The organism is Enhygromyxa salina (assembly GCF_002994615.1).
GTDB classification, from domain to species: domain Bacteria; phylum Myxococcota_A; class Polyangia; order Nannocystales; family Nannocystaceae; genus Plesiocystis; species Plesiocystis salina_A.
On sequence record NZ_PVNK01000232.1, the window covers coordinates 33,827 to 48,542 of the forward strand.

11 protein-coding genes are annotated in these 14,716 nt (G+C 68.2%); 3 read left to right on the plus strand and 8 right to left on the minus strand.

Features of this window, described 5'->3' with window-relative positions:
• Positions 1–6 precede the first annotated feature (6 nt).
• Genes ENSA5_RS26770 through ENSA5_RS26780 form a run of 3 tightly spaced genes read right to left on the minus strand, consistent with a single transcriptional unit; the run spans position 7 to position 2,718 of the window.
• Positions 7–480 (minus strand): J domain-containing protein, encoded by a 474-nt coding sequence (locus tag ENSA5_RS26770; RefSeq protein ID WP_106394528.1) that lies wholly within the window; start codon positions 478–480, stop codon positions 7–9.
• 58 nt (positions 481–538) lie between these two features.
• Entirely contained in the window at positions 539–1,171 is a 633-nt protein-coding gene (locus ENSA5_RS26775) for a PilZ domain-containing protein (protein WP_106394529.1), read from the minus strand.
• Between the two features lie 23 nt (positions 1,172–1,194).
• Positions 1,195–2,718: an Rne/Rng family ribonuclease gene (locus ENSA5_RS26780; protein ID WP_106394530.1), complete on the minus strand. Its 1,524-nt coding sequence runs from the start codon at positions 2,716–2,718 to the stop codon at positions 1,195–1,197.
• A 240-nt stretch (positions 2,719–2,958) separates the two neighbouring features.
• Here ENSA5_RS26780 and ENSA5_RS26785 point away from each other — a divergent pair, with 240 nt between their 5' ends.
• On the plus strand, positions 2,959–4,149 hold the full coding sequence (locus ENSA5_RS26785) for a UTP--glucose-1-phosphate uridylyltransferase (protein WP_106394531.1): 1,191 nt from the start codon (positions 2,959–2,961) through the stop codon (positions 4,147–4,149).
• Between the two features lie 13 nt (positions 4,150–4,162).
• Here the strand turns inward: ENSA5_RS26785 and ENSA5_RS26790 are convergent, their stop codons facing one another.
• On the minus strand, positions 4,163–5,617 hold the full coding sequence (locus tag ENSA5_RS26790) for an NAD(P)(+) transhydrogenase (Re/Si-specific) subunit beta (RefSeq protein WP_106394532.1): 1,455 nt from the start codon (positions 5,615–5,617) through the stop codon (positions 4,163–4,165).
• A gap of 10 nt (positions 5,618–5,627) precedes the next feature.
• Positions 5,628–7,241, minus strand: a complete 1,614-nt coding sequence (pntA, locus tag ENSA5_RS26795) for a Re/Si-specific NAD(P)(+) transhydrogenase subunit alpha (protein WP_106394533.1) — start codon at positions 7,239–7,241, stop codon at positions 5,628–5,630.
• A gap of 391 nt (positions 7,242–7,632) precedes the next feature.
• Between pntA and moaC the strand changes: the two genes are divergently transcribed.
• Both moaC and ENSA5_RS26805 read left to right on the plus strand, forming a co-directional pair.
• The gene (gene moaC / locus ENSA5_RS26800; protein ID WP_106394534.1) at positions 7,633–8,133 is read left to right on the plus strand and encodes a cyclic pyranopterin monophosphate synthase MoaC; all 501 of its coding nucleotides are present in this window, start codon (positions 7,633–7,635) and stop codon (positions 8,131–8,133) included.
• Positions 8,134–8,517: 384 nt separating this feature from the next.
• A complete protein-coding gene (locus tag ENSA5_RS26805) occupies positions 8,518–9,666 on the plus strand; it encodes an ATP-binding protein (protein ID WP_219906868.1) in 1,149 nt (382 codons plus the stop codon).
• Positions 9,667–9,671: 5 nt separating this feature from the next.
• Here ENSA5_RS26805 and glmS read toward each other — a convergent pair whose 3' ends face one another.
• The 3 genes from glmS to ENSA5_RS26820 form a co-directional block, all read right to left on the minus strand.
• Positions 9,672–11,549 carry a glutamine--fructose-6-phosphate transaminase (isomerizing) gene (glmS, locus tag ENSA5_RS26810; protein WP_106394535.1) on the minus strand — a complete coding sequence of 626 codons (1,878 nt, stop codon included), beginning with the start codon at positions 11,547–11,549 and terminating at the stop codon, positions 9,672–9,674.
• Between the two features lie 167 nt (positions 11,550–11,716).
• Entirely contained in the window at positions 11,717–13,249 is a 1,533-nt protein-coding gene (locus ENSA5_RS26815; RefSeq protein ID WP_106394536.1) for a M16 family metallopeptidase, read from the minus strand.
• Between the two features lie 20 nt (positions 13,250–13,269).
• On the minus strand, positions 13,270–14,709 hold the full coding sequence (locus ENSA5_RS26820) for a M16 family metallopeptidase (protein ID WP_106394537.1): 1,440 nt from the start codon (positions 14,707–14,709) through the stop codon (positions 13,270–13,272).
• Positions 14,710–14,716 lie beyond the last annotated feature (7 nt).

Consider the following 14,716-nt stretch of genomic DNA (forward strand, 5'->3'; position numbering starts at 1 on the left):
GCCCGGTCAAGGCTCGGACATGGCCTTGAGCCCGTTGTAGGCCGTCGTGATCTTGCGGGCGACCTCGGTCGCGGCGGCGTACTTCTCGGGGTCGGCGGCGTACTTGTCGGGGTGGTACTTGGCCACGAGGCGCCGGTAGGACTTGCGGACCGTGGCGAAGTCGGCGTCGGCCGGGACCTCGAGGGTTCGATACCAGCCCTCGATCTCGCTCGCGCTCGCGCTCGCGCCGGCTCCTCGACGGCCGCGCGCGCGGGCCTCTTCGAACGCGCGCTCCCACGCGTCCTCCGCCTTGCTCGCGACCCGCCGCGCCCGCCGACCGGCCTTGGCCCCGATCGTGTCGGCGACCTCCTTGGCGACCTCTCGCTCGAGCTCATCGTCGAGCCGGCGACGCTCGCGGACCTCCGGGTCGAGGGAGAACGCGCTCGAGAAATCCGAGACGTTCGCCCGCGCGACGTTCCAGAGCCGCTTGCCGATGCCCACGAGCCCAGTGTGGCGCCCCGCGCTCACGGGGGCAAGCGCGGAGCCAGCGGTCTGGCGCTCAGTCCCGCTCGAGCGCCGGGTATTGCCGGGTGCGATCGTCCTCGTCGACCTCCGGGCGCTCGGCACCCGGCAGCGGCGGCGGGCGGAACACGCTGGTCTTGGGCGCGGTCTCGGCCGCGCCTTCCTCTGCGCTGGCCACCCCGGCAAAGCTCGCGGTGACGGGGTCGTCGTCGGCCCGGGTCGTGGGTGCCGGGCCGAAGCTGAGATCCCCGATCGGGGCCGGGCGCGCGAGCGCGACCCGGTCGCTCGTGCCTGCGGGCTCGCTGGCCTCGCGCCGAGGCTCGGGCAGGCGCAGGGGCTTGCCGCTGTCGAGGGGGCGCTGGCGCGCGAGGGCGTCCTCGATCCGCCGGGTCATCTCCGGAGCGACCGAGGTGAACTCGACGCCCATGCCCTGGGGCCGCCGAGAGTGACGCACGATCTTGCCGAGCGCCTCGATCACGACCGGGTCGTCGAGCAGGACCGTGAAGCGAAGCTCGACCTGCGAGCCGACCGGGAGCAGCTGCGCGGAGTGGACGAACACGCCCCCGGGGGACAGGTCCGAGACCCACGCCGACTCCTCGTCGTCGCACGAGAACTCCTCGTTGATCGGGATCCGATCGCCCCGACGCCGCTCGTCCTGTGATTGGCCCACCGGAGCCCGAGTTTACCCCAGCCTCAGGCCTGGGCGTCGGGCCGCCGGGCCTTCTTGCCGCGGATCTCGAACTTCTCGGGGTGGAAGCCCTTGCGGCCCTGGACCTCGATCGCCTTTTGGACCCGCTTGACGGTGTGATCCACGGCCGGGCGCTCGGGCCCGTTCATGAGCTCGGCGACGTCGGGGTTGGCGGTGACCGAGATGACGTCGCCCGCGAGGTGCTCGCCCTCGCGGCGGATCTGGCGGAGGATCTCGTAGCAGATCGTCGACGGGCTCTTGTGGTAGCCCTTGCCGCCGCAGACCTCACAGGTCGTGGCCAGGGTGCGCTCGAGGCTCTCGCGCGTGCGCTTGCGGCTCATCTCGACCAGGCCCATCTCCGAGATCTTGGTGATGTGGGCCTTGGCGCGATCGCGGCGCAGGGCCTCCTGGAGGCGGCGGTAGACCTTGCGCCGGTTGGACTCGCGGTCCATGTCGATGAAGTCGATGATGATCAGCCCGCCGACGTTGCGCAGGCGCAGCTGCTCGGCGATCTCGTCGGCGGCCTCGAGGTTGGTCTGGGTGATCGTCTGCTCGAGGGTCTTGCCCTTGGAGCCGACAAATTTGCCGGTGTTGACGTCGATCGCCGTGAGCGCCTCGCCCTGATCGAAGACCAGCGAGCCGCCGCTCTTGAGGTCGACCTTGCGCTCGAGCGCGCGGTCGATCTCGAGCTCGATGCCGTAGCTGTCGAACACGCCCTCGCGGCCGGTGAACAGCTGGATCCGGTCGCCGTACTCGGGCAGGAAGGCCTTGCAAAAGCGCGCGAGGCGATCGTGGGCGACGCGGTCGTCGACGATCACCCGGCTGAACTCGGGCGAGAGGTTGTCGCGGACGCTGCGAAGCATCAGGTCGAGGTCGCGGTAGAGCAGCACGGGCGCCCGGTGGAGGCGCTCGTTGGCCTTGATGTTGGCCCACAGCCGGATCAGGTAGTCCATGCCCGCGCGGACCTGCGCGCTCGAGGCGTGGCGTGCGACCGTGCGCACGATGAAGCCGGCGCCCTTGGGCCGCATCTCGTCGACGATCCGCCGCAGCCGCCGGCGCTGGCGGTCGCTGCTGATCCGGCGCGAGATGCCGATGTGGCTGATCGTCGGCATGAACACGACGTTGCGGCCCGGGAGCGAGATGTAGGTGGTGATCCGCGCGCCCTTGGTCGAGATCGGATCCTTGACGACCTGGACCAGGATCTCCTGGCCGGGGTGGACGAGCTCGGCGATGTTGCCGACCTTGCCCGAGCCGCGCCGGGGCACGCCGTCGCTGCCGACCTTGTCGACGCTGGCGCCGGGGTTGGCGATGTCGCCGGCGTAGAGGAACGCCGCCTTGTCCTCGCCGATGTCGACGAACGCCGCTTGCATGCCCGGAAGCACGCGCAGGACCTTGCCCTTGTAGACGTTGCCGACGATCCCGCGCTCGCGTTCGCGCTCGATGAACAGCTGGGTGAGGATGCCGTTTTCGATCAGCGCGACCCGGGTCTCGGGGCCGTCGGCGTTGATGACAATTACCGATTCAGACATTGGGGGCGTCGCCCGAGAGCCTTCTCATCTGCCGCGCCGGGCCCGGAGCTCGGGGCAGGGTGCTCTCATCAAGCTGAGCGATTCGTAGCATGGACGGTCGAGATGCGAAATGCGCGGCCGCCCGCACGGGCGGACAGGGCAGTCACGGCCCGGCGTGAGGGATGGCACCGCGCGAAAGCGGGCTGGCTGTCGGTCCACGCGCCGCTAGTCAGGCCTCGGGGCCGGTGATATGTGAAATGGGTGGTTCTTCGCCCCTCGGTCGCTGGCTACGCCTTCGACGCAGCCGCCTTCTCAGCGCTCCGCTCGCGACTCGAGAGCGGGCACTTGTCGGCGGCGATCACCCACCTGCCGCGGCCGCCCGAGACCCTCGACACCCTCGCCGACTCGCCCCTGCGCGACTTTCGAACGTTTGGGCCGCGGGCGAGCGGGGGCGGTGACCCAGCTGACACCGAGCGCAACCTCGGTCGCGCCGCCGAGCGCGGTCGCTTCGCGCTGCAAAACGGTCGCGCCGCGGTCCTGATCCTCAACGGCGGCATGGCCACGCGCTTCGGCGGACAGGCCAAGGGCGTCGTCCCCGTCGTCGAGGGGGAGCGCGAGTCCTTCTTGTGGGTCAAGCTCGCCCAGGTCGCCAAGCTGATCCGCGAGCACGACGCGAGGATCCCGGTCGTGGTCATGCACAGCTTCGCGACCGCGGCTGTCAGCCGGGCGCACCTCCGGGACATCGACTGGGCCGGCGTCCCGGAGTCGATGCGCTTCGAGTTCACCCAGTCGATCATGCCTCGGGTCACGCCCGAGGCGGTCCCGGTCCAGGATCTTCCCGGCAGCGCCGGGCTCGCCGACAACCTGCTCTACTGCGCGCCCGGCCACGGCGACACCCTGCTGCGCCTGCGCGCGAGCGGGGTGCTCCACGAGCTTCGCCAAGGCGGCATCGAGCACATCCTCGTCGCCAACGTCGACAACCTCGGCGCCGAGCTCGAGCCGATCTTGCTCGGCGGTCACATCCAGGCGGTCGACGCGGGCGCGCACATGAGCGTCGAGGTCGTGCGCCGCGAGGGGGATCGCGGCGGGTGCGTGGCGGTGGTCGGCGGGCGCCCGGTGATCGTCGAGGGCTTCCGCCTGCCCGAGGGCATCAACCTCGACGCCTATCCGCAGTTCAACACCAACACCTTGTGGTTTTGGCTGTCGGCGATCGACCGCGACTTCGACCTCGACTGGTTCCCGGTCCAGCGGGTCATCGCCGGTCCGTCTGGCGAGCCCCTCGAGGTCGTGCAGTTCGAGCAGCTGATCGGCCAGGTCACCGAGCACCTCGAGGCCCACTACTTCGAGGTCGACCGCGAGCGCCGCTTCATGCCGATCAAGACCCGCGACGACCTGATCGTCGCCGCCCCGCGCATGCGCGCCCTGATCAAGCGCCTGCGCGAGGCCCGGTGAGCCCGAGCTGTGATCAGGACCTGATCTGGCTCAGGATCGCGTCGATGTTGGCCTTGGCGTCGCCGAACAGCATCCGGGTGTTCTCGTTGAAGAACAGCGGGTTTTGGACCCCGGCGTAGCCGCTGGCCATGCCGCGCTTCATCACGACCACGGTCGCGCCCTTCCAGACCTCGAGCACGGGCATGCCCGCGATCGGGCTGGCCGGGTCGGTCTGGGCGCTCGGGTTCACGATGTCGTTGGCGCCGATGACCATGACCGCGTCGGTCTCCGGGAAGTCCTCGTTGAGCTCGTCCATCTCGAGCACGATGTCGTAGGGCACGTTGGCCTCGGCCAGGAGCACGTTCATGTGCCCGGGCAGGCGCCCGGCGACCGGGTGGATGCCGAAGCGGACCTCGGTCCCGGCCTTGCGCAGGGTCTTGACGACCTCCGAGAGCGAGTGTTGCGCCTGGGCCACGGCCATGCCGTAGCCGGGCACGATGATCACGCTCTTGGCCTCGCGGAGCATCGCGACCGTGTCCTCGACGTCGAACTCGCTGACGTCGTCGCGGCCCTTGGCCTCGCCCGGGGTCGCCGGGCCCGCTGGCGCCGGGGCGCCGCCGCCGAAGCCGCCGAGGATCACCGAGATGAACGAGCGGTTCATCGCCGCGCACATGATGTACGAGAGGATCGCGCCCGAGCTGCCGACGAGCGCGCCGGTCACGAGCAGGAGGTCGTTCTCGAGCATGAACCCGGCCGCGGCCGCCGCCCAGCCCGAGTAGCTGTTGAGCATCGAGACCACGACCGGCATGTCGGCGCCGCCGATCGCCATGACCAGGTGGATGCCGATCAGGCCCGAGATCCCGGTCATGATCAGCAGCGGCATGAGCCCGTCGTGACCCGGGTGGCCGACGAATTCGTAGCCGAGGTAGACGCAGCCGAGCAGCATGCCGAGGTTGAGCAGGTGGCGGCCCGGGAGCGTCAGCGGCTTGCCCGAGAGCGAGCCGCGCAGCTTCAAGAACGCGATCACGGACCCGGTGAAGGTGATCGAGCCGATGAAGACGTCGATGAAGATCTCGATCTCGTGGATCAGCTTGTCGGAGCCGACGAGCTCGTGGCCGCCGAGCGGCGCCATGTAGCTCGACAGCCCGACCAGCACGGCCGCGAGGCCGACGAAGCTGTGGAGGACCGCGACGAGCTCGGGCATCGAGGTCATCGCGACCCGCGCGGCCATGAACGCGCCGACGAGCCCGCCGACCAGCACGGCCCCGGCGAGCACGCCGAGGCCCTGGGCGTCGAGGGTGAAGGGCGCGGCGCCCTCGAACCCGCCGAGGATGAACACGGCGGTCGCGACGATAGCGATCAGCATCCCGATGATGCCGTTGACGTTTCCGCGTCGCGCGGTCTCCTGGTTCGAGAGCCCCCCGAGCGAGAGGATGAACAGGATGCTCGCGGCGACGTAGGCGACGGTGAGTAGTCCAGCTGGTAGCATCGTCGGGCTCCTACTTCTGGAACATCTTGAGCATGCGCTGAGTGACCAAGAAGCCACCCGCGACGTTGATGGTTGCGACCAGGATGGCCAGGGCCCCGAGGATGACCGCGGGATCGCTGAGCTCACCTCCGATCTGGAGCATGCCGCCGATGATGATGATGCCGCTGATCGCGTTGGTGACCGACATCAGCGGGGTGTGTAGCGCGGGTGACACGTTCCAGATCACCTGCCAGCCGATGAAGCAGGCGAGGATGAAGACCGTGAAGTGATCGAGGAAGTCTTCGCCGCCGCCCCAGCCGACCCCGATCAGCGCGAGGCCGCCGAGGACCAGCCACAGCGGGTTGCCCTTGGCCTGACCGCCGCCGCCGTGACCGTGGCCCTTCTTGCTGCTCTTGGGGCTCGAGGCCTTGGGCGTGGGCGCCAGCGCGGCGGGCTTGGGTGCCTCGGGCTTGGCCTCGGCGGGCTTGGGCTTGGCCTGCGGCGACGGCTCGATCTTCGGCGGCGGCCAGCGCAGCTCGCCCTTGTTGAGGATCAGCGCCCCGCGGACGACGTCGTCGTCCTCGTCGACCTTGAAGCCCTCGGCCCCGCCCATGTCGTCGAGCAGGTGATAGAGGTTGTTGCCGTAGAGGTTGGACGCGACGTTGGCCATCCGGCTGGGCAGATCCGTGTAGCCGATCAGCGTGACGCCGTGCTTGACCGTGACCTCGTCGGCCACGACCTGCCTGCAGTTGCCGCCGCGCTCGGCCGCGAGGTCGACGACGACCGAGCCCTCGCGCATGTTGATCAGCGCTTGCTCGGTGATCAGGTAGGGCGAGGGCTTGCCGGGGATCAGCGCGGTCGTGACGATGATGTCGACCTCTTTGGCCTGCTCCTCGAACAGCGCGCGCTCGGCGTCCATGAACGCCTCGGTCATGACCTTGGCGTAGCCGCCGGCCCCGGTCCCGTCCTCCTCGAACTCGAGGGTCAGGTAGTCGGCGCCCATCGACTCGACCTGCTCCTTGACGGCCGGTCGGGTGTCGAAGGCGCGGACGATCGCGCCGAGGCCCCGAGCCGCGCCGATCGCCGCGAGCCCGGCGACGCCCGCGCCGATGACCAGGACCTTGGCGGGCGGGACCTTGCCCGCGGCCGTGAACTGGCCGGTGAAGAAGCTGCCGAAGTGCTGAGCGGCCTCGACGACCGCCCGGTAGCCGGCGATGTTGGCCATCGACGACAGCGCGTCGCACTTTTGGGCCCGCGAGATCCGCGGGACCGCGTCCATGGCCAAGACGGTGCCCTTGCGGGCCGCGAGCTTCTCGACCAGCTCCTTGTTCTGGGCCGGCCAGATGAACGAGATCAGGACCTGGCCCTCGCGCAGGAGCTCGGCCTCGTGCTTGCCGAGCTCGGGGTGGTCCATCGGCTCGCGGACCTTGAGGACGATGTCGGCCTCGGCCCACAGGGCCTCGGGCCCGGCGACGATCTTGCAGTCCGCCGCCGTGTAGAGATCGTCGGAGAAGCTCGCCGCCGTCCCGGCTCCGCTCTCGACGAGGACCTCGAAGCCAAGCTTTTGGAGGCGCTTGGCGGTCTGGGGCGTGGTCGCAACTCGACGCTCGCCCGCGAAGACCTCCTTGGGGATGCCTACCTTCATCGCACTACCGCCTTCTCAAAATCGTTTCCCGACTCGGAGCTACGCTCGGGCTCACTGGTCGAGGTGTTGGCCCAGTCTCGTGTCGTTCGGCGACGCATCGGCCCCATGTGAGGGGCCACCGAGCACGGCGGCTCGAGGCGCGAAATGGGAACGACGACCGCAGACATGGGGAGTTGGCGGCCCGCGAGGGGGCCGCCGAGCCTTGCATCAGTAACACGAACACTCGGCCGTTTTAAGCTGCGCACAGGAGCGTCCGCGCTCACCGAAGGCCCCGCTCGCCCGGTCCGCGGCGCCGTGACGCATCTGACGACGCGACCTCGAAGCGATCGCCGCGCGGGCGCAGCGTATTTCACGCGCTCCCCCGCGCTGCTCAGCCGTATAGACTCCCGCGATGGCCGACGACGCGAGCCCGGGCGAGCTGACCCACTTTGACGGTGCCGGAGCGGCGCACATGGTCGATGTCGCCGCCAAACCCGAGACGCCGCGGATGGCCCGAGCGCGAGCCCGGGTGCGGATGGCCCCGGCGACCCTGACCAAGATCGAGGCCGGGGCCCTCGGCAAGGGCGACGTGCTCGGAGTCGCGCGGCTCGGCGGGATCTCCGGGGCCAAGCAGACCGCGACCCAGATCCCCCTTTGTCACCCGGTCCGGATCACCGCCGTGACGATCGAGTTCGAGATCGACGCCGAGCTGCCCGGGGTCGTGGTCGAGGCCACCGTCGAGGCCGTCGACCGCACGGGGCCCGAGATGGAGGCGATGATCGCAGCCTCGACCGCGGCCCTGACGATCTACGACATGTGCAAGGCGATCGACCGGGGGATCGAGGTCGTGGATCTGCACCTGGTCGAGAAGCGCGGCGGCAAGTCCGGTCACTGGCTTCGTGACAGCAAATAGATGAGTAATTTCAACGGTTTATAAGCTCTTTCTCGATAAGGAAAAATTTATTAACTTAGCTCGGTGGCTGCGATGTGGGAGTTCTACGGCCGCTCGCGCGAGCTGGAGAGCCTCGAAGAGATCCTGGCCCGAGGGCGGTGGTTCTTCGCGCGGATCACAGGCCGTCGACGCATCGGCAAGACGACCCTCGTTCAACAGGCGCTCGCGGCGAGCCCCGCGCGGCCTCTGATCTACGTCCAAATCCCCGACTCGGCTCCAGCGGGTGTGCTCTCTGCGTTTGCAGACGCGATGCTCACCTTCGAGATTGACGGCCATCGTTTCGGGCAGCCGACCTCGCTTCGAGGTCTCGCCACGACGATCGGCGAGCTGGCCCGGGCCGGATTCGTGGTCGTGCTCGACGAGTTTCAGTACTTCGCTCGCAGCCAGCTCAGCGAGTTCACCTCGCATCTGCAGTCGGTGGTCGACGGCCTCAGCGCGGACGCAGACCGTGTCAGCGGGGGCTTGTTCGTGCTCGGCTCTCTGCACACGGAGCTTGTCGCGTTGCTGGAGGATCGCTCCGCGCCGCTCTACAACCGCACGACAGACAACATCGAGCTCGGCCACCTCGACACTCGGTCGGTGCTCGAGATCCTCTCGGCCCACGCTGACGATGACCCGATGCGTCTTCTGTTCGCGTGGAATTTGTTCGAAGGTGTGCCGAAGTTCTATCGAGATTGCTTCGAGCACGATGTGCTTGGAGAGGGGCGCACCGAGCTCTTGCGAGCGATGTTCTTCCGCAGCTCCTCGCCGCTCAAGACCGAGGCCGACAACTGGTTTCTCAGCGAGCTCCGTGGACGGTACGACGTGGTCTTGAAGTACGTCGCTCGCAATCCTGGTTGTACGAACGGAGACATCAAGAGCCACGTCGCGTCGCTCGCCTCGGATCGAGCCCAACAGGTAGGAGGCTATCTCAAGGTGCTCATCGAGAAGTATCGGATGATTGAGCGTCGCCTGCCGATGTCGGCCAAGCCAACGGCGCGCAACGGTCGGTACTACATTCGCGACAACTTCCTGCGCGCGTGGCTTGGGGCGCTGTCCAACCCCGTCTCGGCCGTGAACTTCAGGCCCGAGTCGTTGCTCGTCAGGCAGGCGAGTGACCGCCTCGAGGATGTGGAGGGCTACGGATTCGAGAAGCTGGTCGGTCAGCTCTACGAGGAGCGCAGCCGTGAGGGCGTCGGCGATTTCCCGCTCAACGAGCGGATCGTCGGTTTCTGGGACCGTACGGGCACCGAATTGGACCTCGTGGCCGTCGACAGCGACCACCGTCGCTTGCGCCTGGGCTCATGCAAGCGCAATCCCGACAAGCTCGTACGCAGCCTGGCGAGCTTCGATGCTCACATCGAGCGCTTCGTCAGCCACCAGCGGCGCTATGATGGCTGGGTCGTCGAACGGGTCGCAATCGCGCCGGTGCTCGATGCCGCCGCTCGAGGGGTGATTGAAGGCAGGGGGTACATCGCCCAGGATCTGCACGATCTCACTCGCGCGCTGTGCTGACGCCCCTACTCGACGGTCACGGACTTGGCGAGGTTGCGGGGCTGGTCGACGTCGGTGCCCTTGAGATCCGCGACGTGATACGCGAGGAGCTGGAGCGGGACCGAGGCCAGGATCGGCTGGAGGAAGGGGTCGACCTTGGGGACCAGGATGACGTCGTCGGCGACGTCGCCGATCTGGTCGTCGCCCGCGGTCGCGACGGCGATGATCTTGGCGCCGCGGCTGCGGACCTCCTCGAGGTTCGACAGGGTCTTGTGGTAGCCGGGGCCCTCGAGCGCGAGCACGACGACCGGGACGCTCTCGTCGATCAGCGCGATCGGGCCGTGCTTCATCTCGCCGCTGGCGTAGCCCTCGGCGTGGACGTAGCTGATCTCCTTGAGCTTGAGCGCGCCCTCGAGCGCGACCGGGAAGCTCAGCCCGCGACCGACGTAGAGCCAGTCGCGAGCTTTGACCCAGCGCCGGGCGATGATCTTGATCGCGGCCTGGACCCCGAGGACCGCGTCGATCGCAACGGGCATCTCGCGGAGGCCGTCGAGCAGCGCGCCCGCGCGGGCGTCGGCCAGCGCGCCAGTTTGGCGGCCGAAGTGGACCGCGAGCATGGTCAGCATGGTCAGCTGGGTGGTGAAGGCCTTGGTCGAAGCGACGGAGATCTCCGGGCCCGCGTGGGTGTAGAGCACGTGGTCGGCGGCCCGGGCGATCGAGGAGTCGACGACGTTGCAGATCGCCAGACCCACGGCCCCGAGCCGCTGGGCCTCCTGGAGGGCGGCCTTGGTGTCGGCGGTCTCACCCGACTGCGAGATCGCCAGGACCAGGTCGCCCTCGCGGACGATCGGCTCGCGGTAGCGAAATTCGCTGGCGAGGTCGACCTCGACCGGGAGCCGCGCGAGTTGCTCGATCAGGTACTTGCCGGCCAGGGCCGCGTGCCACGAGGTCCCGCACGCGACGATCGTGATCTTGTTGCGCTCGGCGAGGGTGGCGAGATCGAGGCCCGCGAGGTTGCCGAAGTCGAGGGCGTCGGCGTCGGCCCGGGTCTGGGGCAGGCGGCCGATCAGGGTGTCGCGGACCGCCCGGGGCTGCTCGAAGATCTCCTTGAGCATGAAGTGCTTGAAGCCCTGCTTCTCCGCGGCCAGCGGGCTCCACTCGATCCGTCGACGCCCGCGCTCGACCGGCTGTCCGTCGTCGTCGAGCAGCGCGAGGATCCCGGACGGGTCGATCAGCGCGATGTCGCCGTCGTCGAGATCCACGACCGTGCGGGTGTGCTCGAGGATCGCGGCGACGTCCGAGGCCACGAAGGTCTCGCTCAGGCCGTGCTCCCCGTGCTCGCCGCCGAGGCCGATCAACAGCGGCGAGGCGTGGCGCGCGGCGACGATCTGCTCGGGGTGGGCGTCGTGGACCACGCAGATCGCGTAGGCGCCCTCGAGCCGGCTGATCGCCTCGCGCACGGCCGCGATCAGGTCGTCGGGCCCGGCGTCGTAGATCTCGTCGATCAGGTGGGCGACGACCTCGGTGTCGGTCTCGCTCCGAAACACCCGCCCGCGGCTCTCGAGCTCGGCGCGCTGGCGGCTGTGGTTCTCGATGATGCCGTTGTGGACGACGCAGACCCGGCCCGCGCGCTGGGGATGGGCGTTTTGCTCACACGGGCGCCCGTGGGTCGCCCAGCGCGTGTGCCCGACCCCGGTCGTGCCCGAGACCGGCTCGGCCTCGAGCCGGGCAGCGAGGGCCGCGATCTTGCCCTCGCAGCGGGTCACGACCATCGGCGGCGTGCGCCCGGGGTCGATCAGCGCGACCCCGGCCGAGTCGTAGCCGCGGTACTCGAGGCGGCGCAGGCCCTCGACGAGGATCGGAGCTGCGCTTCGGGGCCCGGTGTAGCCGATGATGCCGCACATGCGTGCGTCTGTTGTAGCGGGGCGCTCGGCTCGAAGCCAGCGCGGCCCAGAGACGACAAACAAAGAGCGCCCCGGCTCGCAGGCGGGGGCGCTCGGTCGCTCGCGGAGGCGACGCTCGTGGGTGGCTCGCGGAGCTGACGCTCGTGGGCGGCTCGCGGAGCTGACGCCTACTGCGGCTTCAGGTCGGTGTCGTACTCGTAGATCTTGGCGCCCTCGAGCGCCTTGACGTCCTTGAGCTGCTTTTTGACCTTGGCCGCCTTGCCGACGATCACGATGACCGGCGTGGTGTGGATGTGCTTGGCGGCCATGTCCTTGATGTCACCGAGCTCGATCTTGCGGACCTCCTCGATGTAGCTGTTGTAGTAGTCGTTGGGCAGGTTGTAGGTCAGCGTGGTCGCGACCTTGCCGGCGATCTGGCCCGCGGTCTCGATCGCGAGCGGGAAGCTCAGGGCCATGTTGTCGACCGCGGCGTTGAACTCTTGCTCGGTCGGATCGGTCGTCCGCAGGCGCTCGACGTGGTCGAACAGGGCCTGGAGCATCTCGTCGGTCTTCTTGGTCTGGGTGACCAACGCGAAGGTCCCGATCGCCTTTTGCGGGCTCTGGTACGAGCCGATGTTGTAGGTCAGCTTCTTCTCCTCGCGGATGTCGCGGAACAGACGCGACGACATCCCGCCGCCGAAGAGCTTGGTGACCGCGCTCATCTTGATCCAGTCGGGGTGGTTGCGGGCGACGCCGTTGATGTTGGCGATCACGATGTCCGAGCTGATCTGGTTGCGGTCGACGATGTGAACCGCGAGCTCGGTCGGCACGGCCTTTTGGTAGTCCTCGGGCGTGAATTGCTCGAGCGGGTGGGCCGGGAAGCTTTCGGCCGGCTTCCACTTGCCGAGGGTCTTCTCGACCAGCTTCTCGACCTCGGCCTGGGTCACGTCACCCGAGAGGATCAAAAACGAGTTGTTGGGCCGGTACCAGGTCGAGTGGAAGGTCCGCAGGGCCTCGGGCGTGACCGCGTCGATCTCGGCGTCGGTCGGGAAGTCCGGGGCGTAGGGGTGACCCTCGGGGTAGAGCAGCTTCGAGGTCAGACGCTTGGCGAGCGCGCCGCCGTCGGACTTCTCGCCCTTGATCGCGACCTTTTGCTGGTCCTTTTGCTTGTTCAGCGCCTCGTCGTCGAACTTGGGGTTCTGGGCGATGTCGTTGACGAGGTCGAGGGCGAGCTTGAGGTTGGGGGTCAGCACGCGGGTCCGGATGACCGCGTTGTGCTCGCCGGCGCTCGACGACAGGCTCGAGCCGATCTGCTCGATGCTCTCGTCGATCTTGGCCTTGCTGCGCTTTTTGGTCCCCTCGGTCAGCATCGAGGCCGTCATCGCGCCGACGAGGTCGTCGTGGATCGTGCCGGCCTTGACGATCAGCTGCACGTCCACGAGCGGGACCTCGTGGTTCTCGACGACGTAGACCGTGAGCTTGTTGGGCAGCTCGAAGCTCTGGAGCTCGGGGAAGTTGACCGGGCGCTGCTCGCTCGGCGGCGGCGGGTCGGGGTAGACCCGCGCGGGCTCGGTCGGCTCGGTCTCGGGCGTGGTGTTGGCGGTCGTGTCGGGCGGCGTGCTGTCGCTCGTGTTCTTGTCGCAGGCGCCAAGACCGAAGGTCGAGAGCAGCCCGAGGCCGGCGGTGACGCTGATGAACTTGTGACGGATGTCGATGGTCATGGCGGAGCTCCTGTCGGGCCTCACTTGGCGGCCTTGGCCTTGTCGTCGGTGGCCGGCTTGGCCTCGGGCTTGGCGGCGCCGGCCTTGTCGGCGGGGACCAGCTCGTAGAAGACCCAATTCTCGTTGATGTACTCGCTCGCGACCCGCTTGATGTCCTTGGTCGTGACCGCGCCGTAGCGGTCGAGGTCGGTGAGCACGCGCTTGGGGTCGTCGTAGAACAGCGCGCCGTTGGCGATCGCCGAGGCCCGGCCGGAGTTGGTTGCGAGGGTCGAGACCGTCGACATCAGCTGCTGGTTGATGGCCTTCTCGAGCTCCTTCTTCGACACGCCCTTCTTGGCGATCTTGGCCAGCTCGCTCGCGAGCAGGGCCTTGACCTCGTCGAGGTTCTTCTCGCCCTCGGGCGTGGGCACGCCGAAGAAGAGCATCCCGCCGGCGTCGCGGAACGCGAAGATGTGGCCGCCGCCAGCGCCTGCGGTCCACTTCTTGTCGTCGGTCAGGAGCTTGGGCAGGCGCGCCGACTCTCCGCCGAACAAGATGTTGCCGAGCAGATCGATGCTCGGGCGATCGGGGTGCTCGTCGCCGACCGTCGGCCAGGCCCAGACCCACTGGGCCTGCTGGGCCTTGTCGTCGGGGACCTGCTTTTCGATCTTGCGCCCGCGGACCATCTTGGACTCGGCCGGGGGCGGGGGCTCTTCGCCCCTGGCGATGTTGCCGAAGTAGTGGGTCACGCGATCCTGGACGTTGGCGAAGTCGACGTCGCCGACGATGACCATGACCGCGTTGTTGGGCACGTAGTAGGTCTTGAAGAAGTCCTCGGCGTCCTTGGCCTCGGCCGCGTTCAGATCTTCGAGCGATCCGATCGGCATGTGGGCGTAGGGCGTGCCCTCGAACAGCTCCCCGACCAGGGTCTCGAAGGCCTTGAAGAAGGGCTGGTTCTCCGAGCGGTCCTTCTCGGACTTGACGGCCGAGCGCTGGACCTCGAAGGCGTCTTGGGTGATCTCGAGGAACTCGAGGCGGTCGGCCTCGCCCCACAGGACCATGTCGAGGTACTGGCTGGGGATGTTGTGGTAGTAGACCGTCTGGTCGAAGGACGTGCCCGCGTTGATGTTGCCGCCTGCGCGCTCGGTGTACTCACCGATCATGTTGTCGGCCAGGTTCTTCGAGCCCTGGAACATCATGTGCTCGAAGAAGTGGGCGAAGCCGGTCCGGCCCGGGACCTCGTCGCGCGAGCCGACGTCGTAGGTGATGTTGATGTTGAACGCTGGCGTCGAGTGATCCTCGACGACGTAGACGCGCAGCCCGTTGTCGAGCGTGAAGGTCTGGATGTCGAGCTCGATCTTCAGCTCGTCCTCGGCGGCCTCGGCCGGGGGTGGTGCAAGCGTCAGGGCGCCGAGCAAGGGCAGCGCGAGCGCGCCGGCCAGGGCCAGGCGCAGGGTTGTTGAACGTCGGCGAACTGTCATATCTGCT

Bases quoted from the DNA above. Each gene is read 5' to 3' on its own strand.
- ENSA5_RS26815 (WP_106394536.1), bottom strand. From the start codon at position 13,249: ATGACCATCGACATCCGTCACAAGTTCATCAGCGTCACCGCCGGCCTC.
- ENSA5_RS26780 (WP_106394530.1), bottom strand. From the start codon at position 2,718: ATGTCTGAATCGGTAATTGTCATCAACGCCGACGGCCCCGAGACCCGG.
- ENSA5_RS26820 (WP_106394537.1), bottom strand. From the start codon at position 14,709: ATGACAGTTCGCCGACGTTCAACAACCCTGCGCCTGGCCCTGGCCGGC.
- ENSA5_RS26790 (WP_106394532.1), bottom strand. From the start codon at position 5,617: ATGCTACCAGCTGGACTACTCACCGTCGCCTACGTCGCCGCGAGCATC.
- moaC (WP_106394534.1), top strand. From the start codon at position 7,633: ATGGCCGACGACGCGAGCCCGGGCGAGCTGACCCACTTTGACGGTGCC.
- glmS (WP_106394535.1), bottom strand. From the start codon at position 11,549: ATGTGCGGCATCATCGGCTACACCGGGCCCCGAAGCGCAGCTCCGATC.
- pntA (WP_106394533.1), bottom strand. From the start codon at position 7,241: ATGAAGGTAGGCATCCCCAAGGAGGTCTTCGCGGGCGAGCGTCGAGTT.